Consider the following 18,260-nt stretch of genomic DNA (forward strand, 5'->3'; position numbering starts at 1 on the left):
CATGCAAGCCAAGGATTTTTTCCACCTGGCCAGCCTGCGCTATGGCAAACAACTGGGCCACGGCCTGACGCCGGCGTTTGAAACCCGGCTGGTCAGCCCCGATGGCAAACCAGTGAACAGCTTCAGCGATGTGATCATGCCGGTGGACGGAGGCCTGGAAAACACCGATGTCATCATCCTGCCGGCCTTCTGGGACGATTTCGCCACCCTCTGCCAACGTTATCCCCAGGTCCTGCCTTGGCTGCGCGAACAACACGCGCGCGGCGCGGTACTCTGCGGCGAAGCCACCGGGGTGTTCTGGCTGGCGGAGGCCGGGCTGCTCGACGGCAAGGAAGCCACCACCTACTGGCGTTTCTTCAATGCCTTCAAGGAGCGCTTCCCCCAGGTATACCTGAACCAGGACAAGCACCTGACCGACGCCGACAACCTGTTCTGCGCCGGCGGCACGACCTCAGCCTGCGACCTCTACATTTACCTCATCGAACGCTTCTGTGGCGCCAACGTCGCCCAGGCCGTGGCGCGGGATATCCTGTATGAGGTGCAACGCAGCTATTCGCCAGGGCGGATCGGCTTCGGCGGGCAGAAACTGCACCAGGACGTGATCATCCTGCAGATCCAGCAATGGCTCGAAGAGCACTTCGCCGATAAATTCCGCTTCGAGGACGTTGCCCGGGAACATGGCATGAGCATCCGCAATTTCATGCGCCGCTTCCAGACCGCAACTGGCGACAAACCGCTGCATTACCTGCAACGGCTGCGGATCGAAACCGCCAAGGGCCTGCTCTCCGGCAGCCGCAAGAGCATCAAGACCATCAGCTATGAAGTCGGCTATGACGACGCGAGCTTTTTCGCCCGGCTGTTCCGGCAACATACCGACCTGTCGCCGAACCAGTATCGGCAGCAGTTCCAGCAGGCGGCGTAGCCCGAGGGCTTGGCAACGATCCACTGTGGGGAATATGCACATACAAAAAAGGCCCGCAATCGCAGGCCTTTTTTGGTGTTCCGAATGTCCCTACGGCTTATGCGCCCGCGCCAGGAATTCGTGGGACTGCATCTCCAGCAAGCGACTCAAGGTCCGCTGGAATTCGAAGGTCAGGCGACCGCCGGTGTAGAGGTCCTTGAGTTCGACTTCGGCCGAAATGATCAGCTTCACGTTACGGTCGTAGAACTCGTCGACCATGTTGATGAAGCGACGGGCGATGTCGTCGGTGGTGACGCTCATCTGCTCGACATTGCTCAGCAGCACGGCGTGGAAGATCTTGCCCAGTTCGATGTAGTCGTTCTGGCTGCGTGGGCCGTCGCACAGTTCGCGGAAGTCGAACCAGGCCACGTCATCGCACGTACGCACGGCGCGAATTTCGCGATTTTCGATGACCAATACATCATTTTCCACGGCCTGGGTGCATTCCGGCGTCAGGGCGCGGAAGCTCTTGCGCAGGCTCTCCTGGGCAGCGGCATCCAACGGGAAGTGGAACAGTTCTGCTTGTTCGAGGTGACGCAGACGGTAGTCGACGCCGCTGTCGACGTTGACGATTTCAGTGTGTTCCTTGATCAGCGCGATGGCCGGCAGGAAACGCGCCCGCTGCAGGCCGTCCTTGTACAGGCCGTCCGGCACGATGTTCGAGGTGGCGACCAGGGTCACGCCGTTCTTGAACAGCTCTTCCATCAAAGTGCCGAGGATCATGGCGTCGGTGATGTCGGAAACGAAAAACTCATCGAAGCAGATCACCCGGGTCTCGTCGGAAAACCGCTTGGCGATGATGGTCAGCGGGTTCTTCTCGCCGCCCAGGGTCTTCATTTCCTCGTGCACGCGCTTCATGAAGCGGTGGAAGTGCGTCCGTGTCTTCTCCTTGAACGGCAACGCTTCGAAGAAGGTGTCCACCAGGTAGGTCTTGCCCCGGCCCACGCCGCCCCAGAAATACAGGCCCTTGACCGGTGCCTGGTCTTTTTTGCCGAACAGTTTGCCCAACAGGCCGGGTTTGTTGTTCGCCGCCGCGACCAGGTCGTCGTACAGGCGTTGCAAATGCCGCACCGCCGTTTCCTGGGCTGCGTCGTGGAAGAACTCCGGGCGTTTCAGATCAGCTTGATATCGTTCTAGGGGCGTCATATTCGTTAGCAAGGCAACAAAAACGGGCCGTCACTGTAGCGACGGCCCAGAGGAATGGCAATCGGCCCGTATTCGGGCCGATGGTCGGGTAACGCGCCGGGATCAGTCCTGGGCAGGCGTCAGGGCAACGCGCAACGCATCGACGGCGGCATCTCGCGCGGTGCTGTCAGCAAAGGCCGGGCTATTCGCCACGCACTCGCCGTCGAGCCAGACGCTGAAACCCAGGTCGTCGCTTCGTACATCCAGCGGCTGGCCAGCTTGCAGTTGCTTGGTGACCTGGCCGGCCGCCTTGCCATCGGCAAAGTTGCGCGACAGCAACAGTTGCTCGCCGTCGGCGGACAGCAGACGGAAGCGGAAACTGCCGTCGTCTTCGCGGAAGCTGACAAAGCGTGCAGCCTTGGCGGCTTTCTTCTTGGTGCTGGCGGCCACCTGGACCTGGCTGACAAACGAGCGCAGGCCAACGGCCTCGCGCAGTTCGTTGAGGAACGGCGTTGCCACGGCCCGGGCTTTTTTCGCGCCCAGTTGCAGGATGTCTTCAAGGTCCGACGGACGCTCGATGAACTGGTGATAACGCTCACGCGCCTCACCCAACTCGCTGTCGAGCAACTGGAACAGGCGGTTCTTGGCTTCGCCCCAACCCAGGCCTTGCAGCAGTTCGCTGCGGAACTCGGCGGACTGTTCGGCAGTGGCGAAGGCCTGGAACAGGGTGAACAGGTGCGAATTGTCCGGATCCTTGGCTTCGCCCGGGGCACGCGAGTCGGTAACGATCCGCGAGATCGCGTCCTTCATGTCCTTGGCGCTGCTGAACAACGGGATGGTGTTGTCGTAGCTCTTGGACATCTTGCGACCATCAAGGCCCGGCAGCGTGGCGACGCTTTCCTCGATCAGCGCCTCGGGCATGGTGAAGAACTCCTTGCCCTGGCCGAACAGGTGGTTGAAGCGCTGGCCAATGTCGCGGGCCATCTCCACGTGCTGGATCTGGTCACGACCGACCGGCACCTTGTGGGCGTTGAACATCAGGATGTCGGCGGCCATCAACACCGGGTAGCTGTACAGCCCCATGGTGATGCCGGCGTCCGGGTCTTCGCCGGCCTCGACGTTCTTGTCCACCGACGCCTTGTAGGCGTGGGCACGGTTGAGCAGGCCCTTGGCGGCGACGCAGGTCAGCAGCCAGGTCAGCTCCGGGATCTCGGGAATATCGGACTGGCGATAGAACGTCACGCGGTCCACATCCAGGCCGCCGGCCAGCCACGTGGCGGCGATTTCCAGGCGCGAACGCTGGATACGCAGCGGGTCATCGCACTTGATCAGGGCGTGGTAGTCGGCCAGGAAGTAGAACGAATCGGCGTTGCTGTCGCGGCTGGCGAGGATCGCCGGACGGATGGCGCCGGCATAGTTGCCCAAGTGCGGGGTGCCGGTGGTGGTGATGCCGGTCAGGATACGGGTACGCGTCGTCATGGGTTATCGCTTGTCAGACTGCTGTCAATTCGAGAGGCGCGGCAGGATCAGATCCTTGAGATCGGTCAGCTTGCCATGAAAAAAGTGTCCGCATTCTGCCACTTTCAGCAGCTCATGGGGACGTTGGAGCGTGTCGGACCATTCGTAAACCAGCTTTGGATCGACTACTTCGTCGGTTTCCGGTTGGATCACGGTCAACTCGCCGCTCATCGGCAAGGGCGACTGCTCGTCCAGGCGCATCACCGCCGGGGCCACCATGAACAGGTGCTTGACCGGCTGGCCCTGGGCTTCCAGACGCCCACCCAGGCTGGCGGCGACGAAGCCGCCAAAGGAGAAACCGAACAGGGTCAGGGGCAATTGCGGGTATTTTTCCCGCAGCCATTGGGCGACAGCCTGGGCGTCATCCACTTCGCCAGTGCCCATGTCATGACTGCCGGCACTGGCCCCCACGCCACGATAATTGAAACGCAACGTAACCAGGCCAGCATCGCGGGCAGTGCGTTGCAGGGTCGAGACCACTTTGTTGAGCATGGTCCCGCCCTGCACCGGGTTCGGGTGGCAGATCAGCGCCAGGCCACGGGGAGCCTCGCTGTCCAGGTACAAGGCTTCCAGTTGGCCCACCGGGCCATCGATGACTACAGGGGTTTCGCGCATAAGCAAGGGAAAGAACTCCGTGACCTCGAATTGGGTCGACTCGTCTAGCTAAAGTCTGTGCCTGGCATGATTGCGATGTTCTTCGCGGTATACAGCGCAGGTCCGAGCCGTTAACGTAAAGCAAAGCCGTTTATAGAGGAAGGACTCGTGGAACACTCGCTCTTAGTTTGGTTGTTGCCGACTCTTGCCCTGGTTGCCGGTGTCGCCATTGGATTCCTGCTTGCCCGACTGCTGCCCAACGCGGTGCCCAACAGCACGCAACGTCAGCTGGACGACATCCAGGAACGTTTCGACAGTTACCAGAATGAAGTGGTCACCCACTTCAACAGCACCGCGTCCCTGGTGAAAAAACTCACCCAGAGCTACCAGGAAGTCCAGGATCATTTGTCCGAGGGTGCCAATCGCCTGGCCCTGGACGAACAGACTCGCCAACGCCTGCTGGCTGCCCTGCACGCCGATTCGGCGCAGGCTCCACGGGAACGCCTGACCCCGCCAAAGGATCAGGAACCGCCCCGGGACTACGCCCCCAAGGCCCCGAATTCGCCCGGCATGCTCGATGAGCATTACGGTTTGAAGAAGTAATCGCCAGGCAACAACCAAAAGCCCGCCCGATCGCATGATCGGGCGGGCTTTTTATTGGCTCTAATTCCCCTATCTCAATTTGATTCCCTGTGGCGAGGGAGCTTGCTCCCGCTGGGCCTGTAGGAGCTGTCGAGTGCAACGAGGCTGCGATTTTTCCAAAGACACTTGAATCCCAAGCGAAAGATCAAAAGATCGCAGCCTTCGGCAGCTCCTACAACGCAGCCCAGCGGGAGCAAGCTCCCTCGCCACAGGATATTGGTGTCCTGAAGAATTATTGACTCAGTTCAAGCCAACACCTCACCTGCCACCTGATCGATAGCACCTTTAGTGATGTCGACGATCAGGTCCGCATCCTCGCGAGTCAGGATCAGTGGCGGGGCGAAGCCCAGGATGTCGCCGTGGGGCATGGCACGGGCGATCATGCCGCGTTCCAGGCAGGCGGCCGAGACCTTCGGGCCGACTTTGAGTGCCGGGTCGAACGCCGTGCGCTGTTCACGGTCGGCCATGAATTCCACCGCCGCCAGCATGCCGTCACCACGCACCTCTCCCACCAACGGATGACCTTCAAGGGTTTCGCGCAGGCGACGATTCAGGTAGCCACCCACGTCCTCGGCGTTGGCCGTGAGGTTTTCCCGTTCAAGAATGTCGAGGTTCGCCAGTGCCGCCGCCGCGCAAATCGGGTGCCCGGAATAGGTCCAGCCATGGCCCATGGCGCCTTCGGCCTGGGAGGCTTTTTCAATCACGCTCCAGACCTTTTCCCCGATGATCACCGCTGACAGGGGCGCATAGGCACTGGTCAGGCCTTTGGCGGTGGTGATCAGGTCCGGCTTCATGCCGTAGCGCTGGCTGCCCATCTTCGAACCCAGGCGGCCGAACGCGCAGACCACTTCATCGGCAATCAGCAGCACATCGTATTTTTTCAGCACGGCCTGGATCGCATCCCAATAACCGGCGGGGGGAACGATGATGCCCCCGGTGCCCATCAGCGGTTCACCAATGAACGCCGCCACGGTGTCCGGGCCTTCGGCGAGGATCATTTTTTCCAGCTCGTCGGCGCAATAGCGCACGAAGGCCGCTTCGTCCATGCCCGTCGGAGCCTTGCGATACCAGTGCGGGCACACGGTGTGCTTGACCCCTTCGACCGGCAGGTCGAAATGCTGGTGGAAGGTCGCAAGCCCAGTGAGGCTGCCGGTCATGATGCCCGAGCCATGGTAGCCACGGTCCCGTGAAATGATTTTCTTCTTCAGCGGCCGGCCCAATACGTTGTTGTAGTAGCGCACCAGCTTGACCTGGGTTTCGTTGGCATCGGAGCCGGACAAACCGTAATAGACCTTCTTCATCCCTTCCGGCGCCCAGTCCATGATGCGACTGGACAGCTCGATGATCGCCTCGCTCGAATGGCCGACGTAGGTGTGGTAGTAGGCCAGTTCCTTGGCCTGCTTATAGATGGCGTCGGCCACCTCGGTGCGCCCATAACCGATGTTCACGCAGTAGAGGCCGGCAAAGGCATCAATGAACTCACGGCCTTCATGGTCGCGAATGCGAATGCCTGACGCACTCTTGATGATCCGGCCCTTGAGCACGCCGCTGGCGTGGTCGTGGGCGTGGGTCGAGGGGTGCATGAAATGCGCACGGTCTTGTTCGAACAGCGTGTTGAGTTCTTGGCTCATGCGGGCTCTCCTGGGAACTGGCCTTGATGGTGCAGGCAAAAATATTTGGTTTCGACAAAGGGCTCGAAGCCCTCGCTGCCACCCTCGCGACCGAGGCCCGAGGCTTTCATGCCACCGAAGGGAATCGGGTGGCCGGTGAACTTGACGCCGTTGACCGCGACCATGGCGTGGTCCAGACGGCGGATCAGCGGATAAATGAGGTCCAGGCGGTTGGAACAAATATAGGCCGCCAACCCATACTCGGTGTCGTTGGCCATTTCGATGGCTTCGTCCAGGGTGTCGAACGGCATCACCCCGGCAATGGGCGCGAAGTTTTCTTCACGGTAGATGCGCATCTGCGGCGTGACGTCGGCCAGCACCGTGGGCTGATAAAACAACCCGCCCAAGGCATGGGCCTCACCGCCCACCAGGCGTTGAGCGCCAAGGGCCAGCGCATCGGCGACGCGGTCAGCGGTCGCATCGAATGCCGCCTGATGCATCAACGGCCCGACCTCCACGTCCTGCTCCTGTTGATCAACCATGGCCGGCCCGACGCGCAAGGCGCGCACCGCGGCGGCGAAACGACTGAGGAACGCCTGGTAAACAGGGCGCTGCACCATGATCCGGTTAGCCGCACAGCAGTCCTGGCCCGAGGTCTGGAACTTCGCCTCCACGGCGACTTTCACCGCCAAGGCCAGGTCGGCATCGGCGCAGACAATGAACGGCGCGTTGCCGCCCAACTCCAGCGCGACTTTCTTCACGTCATGGGCCGCCGCTTGCAGCACCAATTTGCCGACCCGGGTCGAGCCGGTGAAGCTCACCGAGCGTACGCGACGATCCTTGACCAGGGTTTCCATGGCCATTTGCGGCTCGCCCAATACCACGTTGAAGACCCCGGCGGGAAAGCCGGCTTCCTCGGCCAATTGCGCCAGCGCCAAAGCCGAGTACGGCGTTTCGTGGGCCGGCTTGATCACCACGGTGCAGCCGGCGGCCAGGGCAGCGGCGGCCTTGCGGGTGATCATCGCCGACGGGAAATTCCACGGTGTGAGCAGCGCGCAGACGCCTACCGGTTCCTTGATCGTACCCAGGTGCGCATTCGGGATATGGCTGGGGATGTTCTGACCGTACAGGCGCCGGGCTTCCTCGGCGAACCACGGGATGAAGCTGGCAGCGTAGGCGATTTCGCCACGGGACTCGGCCAATGGCTTGCCCTGCTCCAGGCTGAGAATGTGGGCGAGGTCTTCGCTGTGTTCGACGATCAATGCCGCCCAGCGCCGCAGCAACGCGCCGCGAGTCTCCAGGCTCTGCTCGCGCCACGCCGGGAAGGCGCGATGCGCAGCGTCCACCGCCGCGACGATCTGCGGCTGATCCAGCATCGGCACATGGCCGATGACGGTGCGGGTGGCAGGGTTGTGGACGGCCACACTGTGACCGCTGTCGCTGTGGACCCAATGGCCGTCGATGTAGCAAAGCGCTTTGAACAGCAGCGGATGTTGGTAAGGCATGACGTTCACTCCAGAGCGTGTGCGTGAATCCATGCTAGGGCAGCGGCGCGTGGGGAATTGGGGGTTTACGGTGGGTCAAACCCTGGTTTTTTTCTGAATCGAAGGCGACAAACCGGGTTTTCTGCGGTGCTCAGGACGGTTCGGCCAACTCCGCCGGCAGGGCACCGGCGGTCTTGATGGTCTTGGTGACGATGTAGGTGAAGTAGCGTTCGATGCCAAGGTCTTCGAGCAGCAGTTGGTCGACGAAACGCTGGTAGGCATCGACGTCCGGCGCCTGGATCATCGCCAGGTAATCCACGCCGCCGCCCGTGGCGTAACAGAACGCCACTTCTGGCGCGGCGATCATGCGTTGCTCGAAACGGCGCATGTCCTGGGCGGTGTGCCGGGCCAGGGTGATTTCCACCAGCACCTGCTGACGCTTGAACACCGCCCCCCAATCGATCTGCGCCCGGTAGCCGATGATCAGGCCCGCCGCTTCGAGCTTGCGCACCCGTTCCCAGGCCGGCGTCACCGACAGGTTGATGGACTCGGCCAGGCTCGACTTGGTAATCCGCCCGTCCTCGGCGAGGATTTGCAGGATCTTGAGGTCGTAGCGATCGAGCTTGTGCATGGGCCGGGCTCTCCAGACAATTCAGAAATTCACACCGCCCCCTGTGGCGAGGGAGCCTGCTCCCGCTAGGTCTGTAGGAGCTGTGTAGGAGCTGTCGAGTGCAACGAGGCTGCGATCTTTCCCCCCGACACTTGAGTCTCAAGCGAAAGATCAAAAGATCGCAGGCTTCGCCAGCTCCTACAAAGCCGAACGGGAGCAAGCTCCCTCGCCACAAGGTGGTGTGTCAGTTGAGGTGCATCACGCCAACACATCCGCAATCACCGCCAAGGTATCGCCACACTGCACCAACCCGGGAAAGTGCCGGGCCGCCAGCAGGCCGCTGCGGGCGGCGCTGTATTCGACCGGGGCGACGCCGCTGCGGGTGGCGTCGTAGATGCGCGCCACCACCTCGCCCCGGGTCACGTGTTCCCCCAGGTCGCGGCACATTTCCAGCAGGCCGTCGTGTTCGCTGGCGATGAAACAACTGGCGTCCGGCATGTCGAGCACCAGCGAGGGCTGCAACTCGATCGTGCCCCGCAGGATGCCGGCGTGGATCAACAGGTTGCGCACCCCACGCTCGGCAATCGCCACGCTGCGGGCGGTCGATGAACCGCCGCCGCCCAACTCGGTGGTGACGAACACCTTGCCTTGGGATTCGGCCGCCGTGTCGTACATCGCCCCGGCGTCCAGCTCCAGCATGCGCATGCAATACGGCGCGTTGAACGCCAGCATCCCGGCCTCGCAGCGCGCTTGCTGCTGTTTGTCCGACAAGACGTGGCAAGCGGCAAACGGCAGGAAATCCAGGGTCCGCCCGCCGGAATGAATGTCCAGGACAATGTCGGCCAAGGGCAGCAGGGTGCGATTGAAATAGTCGGCGATTTTCTCGGTGACGGTGCCGTCCGGCCTGCCGGGAAAACTGCGGTTCAGGTTGCCCTTGTCGATGGGCGAAGTCCGGCGTCCGGCGTGGAAGGCCGGAGTGTTCATGAACGGCACGATGATCACCCGCCCGCTCACGTCTTCGGCCGTCAGTTGCTGCGCCAGTTTGCTCAGGGCCACCGGGCCTTCGTATTCATCGCCGTGGTTGCCACCGCTGAGCAGCGCCGTCGGACCGCTGCCGCGCTGGATGACCGTGATGGGAATCATCACCGCGCCCCAGGCCGAATCGTCCCGCGAATACGGCAGTTTGAGAAAGCCGTGCTGCACGCCCTCGCGGGTGAAGTCGACCGTGGCGCTGATGGGATTATTAGGCAGATCGGGCATGGCTCAATCCTTCACGAACAATTGACGAGGTACGTCGCACAGCGTCTCGACGCCGGTCTCGGTGATCAGGATGCTTTCGGTGATTTCCAGGCCCCAATCGTCCATCCACAGCCCTGGCATGAAGTGGAAGGTCATGCCCGGCTGCAACACGCTGTTGTCGCCAGGACGCAGGCTCATGGTGCGCTCGCCCCAATCCGGCGGATAACTGATCCCGATGGGGTAGCCGCAACGGCTGTCCTTGTGAATGCCGAATTTCTCCAGCACCTTGAAAAACGCCACGGCGATGTCGCCGGTGGTGTTGCCCGGCTTGGCTGCGTCCAGGCCGGCGGCGATGCCCTCGACCACGGCTTTTTCGCCATCGAGGAAATGTTGCGGCGGCTTGCCCAGGTAAATGGTGCGCGACAACGGGCAGTGGTAACGCTTGTAGCAACCGGCGATTTCAAAGAAGGTGCCGGCGCCCTTTTCGAAGGGTGAATCGTCCCAGGTCAGGTGCGGCGCACTGGCGTCGGCCCCGGTGGGCAACAGCGGCACGATGGCCGGGTAGTCGCCACCATGGCCGTCGGCACCGAGGATGCCGCTGCTGTAGATCTCGGCCACCAGTTCGTTCTTGCGCATGCCCGGTTCGATGCGTTCCAGGATCCGGCTGTGCATGTTCTCGACGATGCGCGCGGCGATGCGCATGTAGGCGATTTCCTGGGGCGACTTGACCGCTCGCTGCCAGTTCACCAGGCCCACCGCATCCATCAGTTTTGCCTGGGGCAAATGCTTTTGCAGCGACAGGTACGCGGCGGCGCTGAAGTAATAGTTGTCCATCTCCACGCCGATGGTCAGCGCGCCCCAGCCACGGGCGATGATCACCTCGCGGGACAGGTAGTCCATGGGGTGGCGCTCGCGGGACTGCACGTAGATGTCCGGATAGCCGACGATGTTATCGGCCTGCATGAACACCGTGCGTTTGGCACCGTTGGCATCCTGGCCGCGACCGAACCATACGGGCTCGCCTTCCAGCGCCAGCAGCACGCATTGGTGCACATAGAACGACCAACCGTCATAGCCGGTGAGCCAGGCCATGTTCGACGGATCGGTGACCAGCAGCAGCTCCAGGCCCTGGGCCTGCATGGCGGCGCGAACCTTCGCCAGGCGTTGGGTGTATTCCTCCCGCTGAAACGGAAGATTGACGACGATCTCAGACATCCATCTGCCCTCTGTTCAATGACTCATGAGAAAAATGATCTAGCGACCGAACGCAAAGCCCTTGCCCGCCGCCCGCGCCCGCTCGAACGCCAGGTTGGCGATGGCGGTGTCCTGGGCACCGGTGCCGGTGAGGTCGCACAGGGTGACTTGCGCCTCGCGGGTGCGACCGACCCGTTGCCCCGACAACACCTGGCCCAGTTCCAGCAAGGCCAACTCATCGCGAACGGTGCCGGCCAGCAAGGCGTGGTGCAGCTCGCCAAGCACGCGGGTCTGGCTCAGGCGATCGGCGACATAGCAGTCGACGGCCGCCAGGGCTTGCGGGGAAATTTCGTTCTTGTGTTCGGCGTCCGAGCCCATCGCCGTGATGTGCAGGCCAGGATGCAAATGGCGGGCTTGGATCAACGGCTCGCGACTGGGTGTGCAGGTGATGGCGATGTCCACGCCTTCCAGGGCATCGTCAATGGAGGCGCATGGCGAGACGGCAAGCCCGGTGTCACGCGCCAGCTCCTGACTGAACGCCTTGGCCTTTTGCGCATCGCGCGCCCAGACCCGCACCTCGTCGATGGGCCGCACCAGGCGCAGCGCCTGAAGCTGCAACGCCGCCTGCTCGCCGGCACCGATCAGCGCGACGCTGCGGCTCTCCTCGCGAGACAGGCAACGCGCTGCCACCGCCCCCGCCGCAGCGGTGCGCACGGCGGTGAGGTAACCGTTGTCCAGCAGCAGGGCTTCCAGCAGGCCGGTGCGTGCCGAGAGCAGCATCATCATGCCGTTGAGGCTGGGCAGGCCGAGCTTGGGGTTATCGAAAAAACCCGGGCTGACCTTGATGGCGAAGCGCTCCAGGCCCGGCAGGTAAGCGGTCTTCACATCCACTTCACCGTTGTACTCGGGAATGTCCAAGCGCAGGATCGGCGGCATCGCCACGGCGGCGGTGGCCAGCAGTACGAAGGCCTGTTCGATGGCGTCGATGCTGGCCAGATCGAGGGCCACGCAACTGCGCAGGTCGGCTTCGCTCAATAGGGTGACTTCACTCATGACAGGCTCCGTTAGGGGTTATCAGGCGTTGGCGCCAGCGATCACGCGGGCATGGTGTGCGGTGTCGACGTTGCGCCCGCTGACCACCAGGACAATGGGGCCGCGCGGCTCGACCAGGCCGTCGAGCAGCGCCGCGATGCCCACCACGGCAGCGCCTTCGAGCACCAGGCGTTCGTGGTGATAGGCGTGGCGGATGGCATTGGCGATAGATACTTCCGAAAGCAGGTGTACGTCGTCGCTCAGTTGCCGGGTCATGGCGAAGGTGTAGCGGTTGTCCAGGCCGATGCCGCCACCGAGGGAGTCGGCCAGCGTCGGCAGTTCTTCGATGTCCACGGGCTTCCCGGCGGCGAGGCTGGCGTGCATCGCGGCACCGCGGGCCATGCTGATGCCGTGGACTTGAATCGCTGGATTGGCACTTTTGAGGGCCAGGGCAACTCCGGCGAACAGGCCGCCACCGGACAACGGCACCAGGACCTGGGCCACCTCCGGTTGCTGCTCGAGGATCTCCAGGCCGAGAGTGCCCTGCCCGGCGATGATCGCCGGGTGATCGAAGGGCGGCAAAAAGGTCGCGCCCTGCTCCCGGGCGATGCGCTCGGCCTCGCGCTGGGCATCGTCCTGGGACTGGCCGACGATGCACACCTCAGCGCCGAGGTCGCGAATCGCCTGCACCTTGTTGGCCGGCACCAGATGCGACAGGCAGACAATCGCCCTGACGCCCTGCTGTGACGCGGCATGGGCCAGCGCTCGGCCATGATTACCCGTCGACGCGGTGACCACGCCCCGGGCCTTTTGCTCGGGACCGAGTTGCGCGACGGCATTGCTCGCCCCGCGCAGCTTGAAGCTGCCGGTGATTTGCAGGGCCTCAAGCTTGAGGTACACCGCCACGCCCATCAACCGCGACAAACTCGGGGAATGCTCCATGGGCGTATGCCTGACCTGCGACTCGATGCGCTGGCGAGCGAGGTAAATGTCCTGAAGCTGCAACCCTGTCATGACTGCGTCCCGAGCGGATGTGTTGGGCGCAGTCTAAGAGGGCTGGATTGTGGTGATGAATGTACTAGGGCAATTTAGTTTGCATTCATTGCGGACTGAATGGGCTGAACAAATCCATGAAGATCACCCTATCCCTGTGGCGAGGGAGTTTGCTCCCGCTGGGCGCGTTGTAGGAGCTGTCGAGTGCAACGAGGCTGCGATCTTTCCCCTGGCAATTGAATCGAGAGCGCAAGATCAAAAGATCGCAGCCTTCGGCAGCTCCTACAGAGTCCCAGCGGGAGCAAGCTCTCAGAAATCATGAATCTGCGGGTACTGGTTGAAGATCTGCCGCATGCCGATCAGCGCATGGCGCATTTCTTCGTCGCTGCATTCGGCGCCGACGCAGACCCGCACCGCGCGGGGCCTGGGGGTGCCGCGGACGGTGAACGGATCGGGCGAGGTCACGGCGATGTGCTTGTGCCGCAGCGCCCGCACCAGGCTGTCCACTTCCCAATGGGATGGAATCCCGATCCAGGCATTCAAGGCATGCGGGTGCTGGCCCAGCAGATGCTCGCCCATGTACTCGGTGACCATCGCCTGGCGCCCGGCCAGCAGTTGACGTTGCAATCGCACCAGCGACTCGGCGCGTCCATCACGAATCCAGCGGGTGGCGATCTCCGAGACCATGGGTGTGGCCATCCAACTGTTGACCCGCAGGATGCTCTCGGTACGCAAGGCCAGGCGCTTGGGCATCACCAGATAACCGGTGCGCAAGCCTGTGAGCACCGACTTGGTCATGCTCGTGCAGTAGAACGACAGCTCCGGCAGGTAATGGCTGATGGGCGGCGCCCGGCGTTCGTCCAGCAGCGGGCCGTACACATCGTCTTCGATAATGTGCACGCCAAAACGCCGGGCAATCTCGGCGATTTCCCGGCGGCGGGCGTCGGGCATCAGGCTGGTGGTGGGGTTGTTCAGGTTCGGCGTACACACCAGCGCAGTGATGCGCTCGTTGCTGCACATGTCTTCGAAATGTTCGGGGTCGATGCCATAGCGGTCCATCTCCAGGCCCTTGAGGGTGAAGCCCAGCACCTGGGAATTGCCGATCACGCCGTGGTCGGTCAAGCCTTCGCAGAGCACCACGTCGTCGGGGCCCGCCAGCGAAGCGAGGGCCAGGAAAATCCCGTGGGCCGCGCCGTTGGTGATCAGCACATCGTTACGGTCGACTTTCAGCCCTTGCCGACCGATCCACTGCGCCGCCGCTTCGCGATGGGATTCGAAACCGGCGATGGGGCGAAACGCATGAATCCACGGCTGGTCTTCTTCAGTGCTCAGCGCCGCGCAGGTATCACGCCAGGCCTGGTCATGCTCGCGGGTGTGCAGGATGCGGGTGATGGAAAAATCCACCAGCGCCCGCTCGGGGCTGTCGAGAATGTACGTCGCCACCCGGTCGCTCATGCGCCGCGAGACGAAACTGCCACGCCCGACCTCACAGCGCACCAGTCCCTGGCGCTCCAACTCCTTATAGGCGTTGGTGACGGTCTGCACGCTGATGCCCATGGCGTCGGCCACCTGCCGTTGCGGCGGCAGGCGCTGGTCATTGGCCAGGCTGCCCTGTTCGATATCGTCGGCGATGGCCTGCACCAGAATCTTGTATTTGGATTCACCGCTGCGGGCGAGGTCCAAGGCTGACTTCCACTTATCCATAACAGCTGCAACCGGCGTGTGTAGGGGTGCGCACAGCATTGCGCGGCCATCGCGGCAAAGCAATTGTCCTAGTGCAATACAATCGATGCCGGGGCTTTTGTATGCTCGGTCCAAGGTCGTCACCCAGGCGGGCTCATCGCCCTGACAAAAAGCCGGATCGACCTGTACCGGCGCCGTTCCCGACTCCAGGCCACGCCCGGATCCGCCGCTGTACGCTTTGCTCTTGTAACACTGCCTCCTACCACAGAGCCGTCAAACGACGGATCCACAAGAAACAGGAGATTTTATCGATGAGCAATTTTCTTCCCAGCACCGGTGCGCCCCTACGTCGGCTCTTGCTGACCTGTGCCGTACTGGGCCTGGCCGGCAGCGTTCAAGCGGCCACCCTGGATACGGTCAAAAGCAACAGCAGCATCCGGATCGGCTACGCCAACGAAACCCCGTTTGCCTTCACCGAAACCGACGGCACCGTCACCGGTGAGTCGCCGGAGATCGCCAAGATCATCTTCGCCAAGATGGGCATCAAGCAGGTCAATGGCGTGCTCACCGAATGGGGCTCGTTGATTCCAGGCCTGCGCGCAGGTCGTTTCGACGTGATCGCCGCCGGCATGTACATCACCCCGGCGCGCTGCAAGCAAGTGTTGTTCACCGATCCGCAGTACCAGTTGCCCGATGCCTTGCTCGTAGCCAAGGGCAACCCGAAAAAACTCCACAGCTATGAAGACATCGCCAAGCAACCGGATGTGAAACTGGCAATCATGGCCGGCACGGTGAACCTGGCTTATGCCCGCGATTCCGGGGTCAAGGACGACCAGATCCTCCAGGTCCCCGACACCACCGCGCAATTGCAAGCCGTGCGTGCCGGACGCGCGGACGCTGCCGTCGGCACCCAACTGACCATGAAAGGCCTGGCCAGCAAGGGTGGCGACAAGGTGGAGGCGATGACCGAATTCAAGGACGACCCGTCCCACATCGGCTATGGCGCCCTGGCCTTCCGCCCCGAAGACAAAGACTTGCGCGATGCGGTCAATGCCGAGTTGAAAAAGTGGCTGGGCTCCGAAGAGCATCTCAAGACGGTTGCGCCATTCGGTTTCGACAAATCCAACGTAACCAGCAAGACCGCAGCCGAGCTCTGCGCTCAGTAGTCGCCAACAACTGGCGTGCCGAAACGGGCATGACGCGCGGTGCGTGATGCCTGTTCCCTGCTTCACCGGACATTGGGTTGAACCATGGGCGAATTACTTCCGTTATTGATACAAGGGGCCTGGGTCACGCTCCAGGTGACCTTCTTCGGCTCGCTGCTGGCCATCGTCGCGGCGGTGCTGGCAGCCCTCGGGCGACTCTCGCCGTGGCGAGCGTTGCGCTGGTTTTCCATCACCTACATCGAAGTGTTCCGTGGCACCTCGCTGCTGGTGCAATTGTTCTGGCTGTTCTTCGTGCTGCCACTGCCACCCTTCAACATTGAGCTGAGCCCTTACGCCGTGGCGATTGTCGGCCTGGGCCTGCACATCGGCGCTTACGGGGCCGAGGTGATGCGCGGCGCCATCAGCTCGGTCGCCAAGGGCCAATACGAAGCCTGCACGGCGTTGAATTTCAGCGGCTTCACCCGCTTCAAGCGGATCATCCTGCCGCAGGCGTTGCTGGCGGCGATCCCACCGGGCACCAACCTGTTGATCGAGCTGCTGAAGAACACCTCGCTGGTGTCGCTGATCACCTTGTCGGACCTGAGCTTCCGGGCGCGGCAGTTGGATCAGGCGACCTTCCAGACCCTGGAGATCTTCAGCCTGGCCCTGGTGATGTATTTCATCCTCGCCCAGGCCATCAACTTCGGCATGCGCCACGTCGAACGACGACTGAGCCGGGGCCGGATGCGTGGAGGTCTGTCATGACACTATTCGACTGGTCCTACGCCGCACAAATCCTGCCGGACCTGCTGCGGGCATCGCTCAACACCGTGGGCATTACCCTGATCGGCTTCCTGATCGCGATTGTCCTGGGGCTGTTCCTGGCGATTGGCCGGCGCAGTCGCAAATTCTGGCTGTCGTGGCCGGCCACGGCGGTGATCGAGTTCATCCGCAGCACCCCCCTGCTGATCCAGGTGTATTTCCTCTACTACGTACTGCCCAACTACGGCTTGAGCCTGACGGCCATGCAAGTCGGCATCCTCGGCATCGGCCTGCACTACGCCTGCTACATCGCCGAGGTTTATCGCAGTGGTCTCGACGCGGTGCCGCGGGCGCAGTGGGAAGCGGTGACGGCGTTGAACATCGCGCCGTACGACGCCTATCGCAACATCATCCTGCCCCAGGCGCTGCGTCCGATCGTACCGCCCCTGGGCAACTACCTGGTGGCAATGCTCAAGGACACGCCGGTGCTGTCGGCGATCACCGTGGTGGAAATCATGCAGCAGGCCAAGAACATCGGTTCCGAGAACTTTCGTTATCTGGAACCGATCACCATGGTCGGCCTGTTCTTCCTCGCCCTGAGCCTTGCCCTGGCTTATCTGGTACGGCGCCTTGAAACGCGCATGGAGCTACGCTAATGACTTTACCCCTGTCCACGCCCACCGATTTGTCCCGGCGCAGCACGCTGGCGTCGCAGCAGGAGGCCCCGGCCATGCAGATTCCGACACCGTCCCGGCCGATTGTGAGTTTCCAGGACGTGACCAAAAGCTATGGCAGTTTCACGGTGCTCGACCATCTGAACCTGGATGTCGCCCCCGGTGAAAAGGTCGCGATCATCGGCCCCAGCGGCTCAGGCAAGTCCACGCTGCTGCGGGTGTTGATGACCCTGGAAGGCATCGACCAGGGCCAGATCCGCGTCGAGGATGACTCCCTGACCCACATGCCCAACCGCAACGGCGTGCTGGTGCCGGCCAACGACCGACACATCCGCCGGGTGCGCGGCAAGATCGGCATGGTGTTCCAGAGCTTCAACCTGTTCCCCCACATGACCGCGCTGCAGAACGTGATCGAGGCGCCAGTGCAGGTGCTGGGCATGAATCCGAAAGAAGCCCGGGAGCGCGCCGCCGACCTGTTGGAGCTGGTAGGGCTGGGCAACAAGCTCGACCATTACCCGTCGCAATTGTCCGGCGGCCAGCAACAGCGGGTGGCGATAGCCCGAGCGCTGGCGATGCGGCCCAAGGTGATGCTGTTTGACGAAGTGACCTCGGCGCTCGACCCGGAGCTGTGCGGCGAGGTGCTGAACGTGATCCGCAAACTGGGGGCCGAACATAACCTGACGATGCTGATGGTGACCCACCAGATGGGCTTCGCCCGGGAGTTCGCCGACCGGGTGTGCTTCTTCTACAAAGGGCAGATCCACGAACAGGGCACCCCGGCGCAGATCTTCGAGAACCCGCAGCAGGAGCGCACGTGTGCGTTCTTGAGTGCGGTAAAAGAGGCGAATTGATCCCCTTGTGAACACCTTTGTGGCGAGGAGACTTGTGGGAGCAAGGCTTGCCCGCGATGAAAGCGATGCGGTCTTTCAGAAAATCGAGGCGCCTGTTTCGCGAGCAAGCTTTGCTCCCACAAATCCCCTCGCCACAAGTGGCG

Annotated in this window: 17 protein-coding genes; 6 read left to right on the forward strand and 11 right to left on the reverse strand. The window is 62.4% G+C overall.

What is annotated here, in order from left to right; genetic code table 11:
• Positions 1 to 25 precede the first annotated feature (25 nt).
• Complete coding sequence (locus ASC85_RS24710; protein WP_172681420.1) at positions 26 to 922, forward strand: GlxA family transcriptional regulator; 897 nt, start codon at positions 26 to 28, stop codon at positions 920 to 922.
• Between the two features lie 90 nt (positions 923 to 1,012).
• On the opposite strand, the gene zapE is transcribed toward ASC85_RS24710, so the two are convergent.
• The 3 genes from zapE to ASC85_RS24725 all read right to left on the reverse strand — a co-directional run bounded on the left by zapE (position 1,013) and on the right by ASC85_RS24725 (position 4,219).
• Positions 1,013 to 2,107 carry a cell division protein ZapE gene (gene zapE / locus ASC85_RS24715; protein WP_041476132.1) on the reverse strand — a complete coding sequence of 365 codons (1,095 nt, stop codon included), beginning with the start codon at positions 2,105 to 2,107 and terminating at the stop codon, positions 1,013 to 1,015.
• 102 nt (positions 2,108 to 2,209) lie between these two features.
• Positions 2,210 to 3,565: a tryptophan--tRNA ligase gene (locus tag ASC85_RS24720; protein WP_057451757.1), complete on the reverse strand. Its 1,356-nt coding sequence runs from the start codon at positions 3,563 to 3,565 to the stop codon at positions 2,210 to 2,212.
• A 24-nt stretch (positions 3,566 to 3,589) separates the two neighbouring features.
• Positions 3,590 to 4,219, reverse strand: a complete 630-nt coding sequence (locus tag ASC85_RS24725) for an alpha/beta hydrolase (protein WP_057451758.1) — start codon at positions 4,217 to 4,219, stop codon at positions 3,590 to 3,592.
• Between the two features lie 147 nt (positions 4,220 to 4,366).
• Between ASC85_RS24725 and ASC85_RS24730 the strand changes: the two genes are divergently transcribed.
• Positions 4,367 to 4,801, forward strand: coding sequence for a YhcB family protein (locus tag ASC85_RS24730; protein WP_046063603.1), 435 nt, complete (start codon positions 4,367 to 4,369; stop codon positions 4,799 to 4,801).
• A 284-nt stretch (positions 4,802 to 5,085) separates the two neighbouring features.
• Here the strand turns inward: ASC85_RS24730 and ASC85_RS24735 are convergent, their stop codons facing one another.
• From ASC85_RS24735 to ehuR, 8 genes are all read right to left on the reverse strand, one after another.
• Positions 5,086 to 6,471: an aspartate aminotransferase family protein gene (locus ASC85_RS24735; protein ID WP_057451759.1), complete on the reverse strand. Its 1,386-nt coding sequence runs from the start codon at positions 6,469 to 6,471 to the stop codon at positions 5,086 to 5,088.
• Complete coding sequence (locus tag ASC85_RS24740; protein ID WP_057451760.1) at positions 6,468 to 7,955, reverse strand: NAD-dependent succinate-semialdehyde dehydrogenase; 1,488 nt, start codon at positions 7,953 to 7,955, stop codon at positions 6,468 to 6,470. The genes ASC85_RS24735 and ASC85_RS24740 overlap by 4 nt, the downstream gene beginning before the upstream one ends.
• Before the next feature lie 130 nt (positions 7,956 to 8,085).
• On the reverse strand, positions 8,086 to 8,565 hold the full coding sequence (locus tag ASC85_RS24745) for an Lrp/AsnC family transcriptional regulator (protein ID WP_057451761.1): 480 nt from the start codon (positions 8,563 to 8,565) through the stop codon (positions 8,086 to 8,088).
• 237 nt (positions 8,566 to 8,802) lie between these two features.
• Entirely contained in the window at positions 8,803 to 9,804 is a 1,002-nt protein-coding gene (doeB, locus tag ASC85_RS24750) for a N(2)-acetyl-L-2,4-diaminobutanoate deacetylase DoeB (RefSeq protein ID WP_057451762.1), read from the reverse strand.
• Between the two features lie 3 nt (positions 9,805 to 9,807).
• On the reverse strand, positions 9,808 to 10,998 hold the full coding sequence (gene doeA / locus ASC85_RS24755) for an ectoine hydrolase DoeA (protein ID WP_057451763.1): 1,191 nt from the start codon (positions 10,996 to 10,998) through the stop codon (positions 9,808 to 9,810).
• 39 nt (positions 10,999 to 11,037) lie between these two features.
• Positions 11,038 to 12,030 (reverse strand): cyclodeaminase, encoded by a 993-nt coding sequence (locus ASC85_RS24760; protein WP_057451764.1) that lies wholly within the window; start codon positions 12,028 to 12,030, stop codon positions 11,038 to 11,040.
• Positions 12,031 to 12,051: 21 nt separating this feature from the next.
• A complete protein-coding gene (eutB, locus tag ASC85_RS24765) occupies positions 12,052 to 13,023 on the reverse strand; it encodes a hydroxyectoine utilization dehydratase EutB (protein WP_057451765.1) in 972 nt (323 codons plus the stop codon).
• Between the two features lie 288 nt (positions 13,024 to 13,311).
• Positions 13,312 to 14,706, reverse strand: a complete 1,395-nt coding sequence (ehuR, locus tag ASC85_RS24770; protein WP_057451766.1) for a MocR-like ectoine utilization transcription factor EhuR — start codon at positions 14,704 to 14,706, stop codon at positions 13,312 to 13,314.
• A gap of 290 nt (positions 14,707 to 14,996) precedes the next feature.
• Between ehuR and ehuB the strand changes: the two genes are divergently transcribed.
• The 4 genes from ehuB to ehuA all read left to right on the forward strand — a co-directional run bounded on the left by ehuB (position 14,997) and on the right by ehuA (position 18,117).
• A complete protein-coding gene (gene ehuB / locus ASC85_RS24775) occupies positions 14,997 to 15,851 on the forward strand; it encodes an ectoine/hydroxyectoine ABC transporter substrate-binding protein EhuB (protein ID WP_057451767.1) in 855 nt (284 codons plus the stop codon).
• 84 nt (positions 15,852 to 15,935) lie between these two features.
• A complete protein-coding gene (gene ehuC / locus ASC85_RS24780; RefSeq protein ID WP_014340095.1) occupies positions 15,936 to 16,595 on the forward strand; it encodes an ectoine/hydroxyectoine ABC transporter permease subunit EhuC in 660 nt (219 codons plus the stop codon).
• Complete coding sequence (gene ehuD, locus ASC85_RS24785) at positions 16,592 to 17,248, forward strand: ectoine/hydroxyectoine ABC transporter permease subunit EhuD (protein ID WP_003205383.1); 657 nt, start codon at positions 16,592 to 16,594, stop codon at positions 17,246 to 17,248. Before ehuC ends, ehuD begins: the two co-directional genes overlap by 4 nt.
• Positions 17,248 to 18,117, forward strand: coding sequence for an ectoine/hydroxyectoine ABC transporter ATP-binding protein EhuA (gene ehuA, locus ASC85_RS24790; RefSeq protein WP_408003292.1), 870 nt, complete (start codon positions 17,248 to 17,250; stop codon positions 18,115 to 18,117). The genes ehuD and ehuA overlap by 1 nt, the downstream gene beginning before the upstream one ends.
• The last annotated feature ends 143 nt before the right edge of the window (positions 18,118 to 18,260 follow it).

Origin of the sequence: Pseudomonas sp. Root401 (assembly GCF_001425105.1) — a bacterium.
In the GTDB taxonomy this organism is placed as follows: Bacteria; Pseudomonadota; Gammaproteobacteria; order Pseudomonadales; family Pseudomonadaceae; genus Aquipseudomonas; species Aquipseudomonas brassicacearum.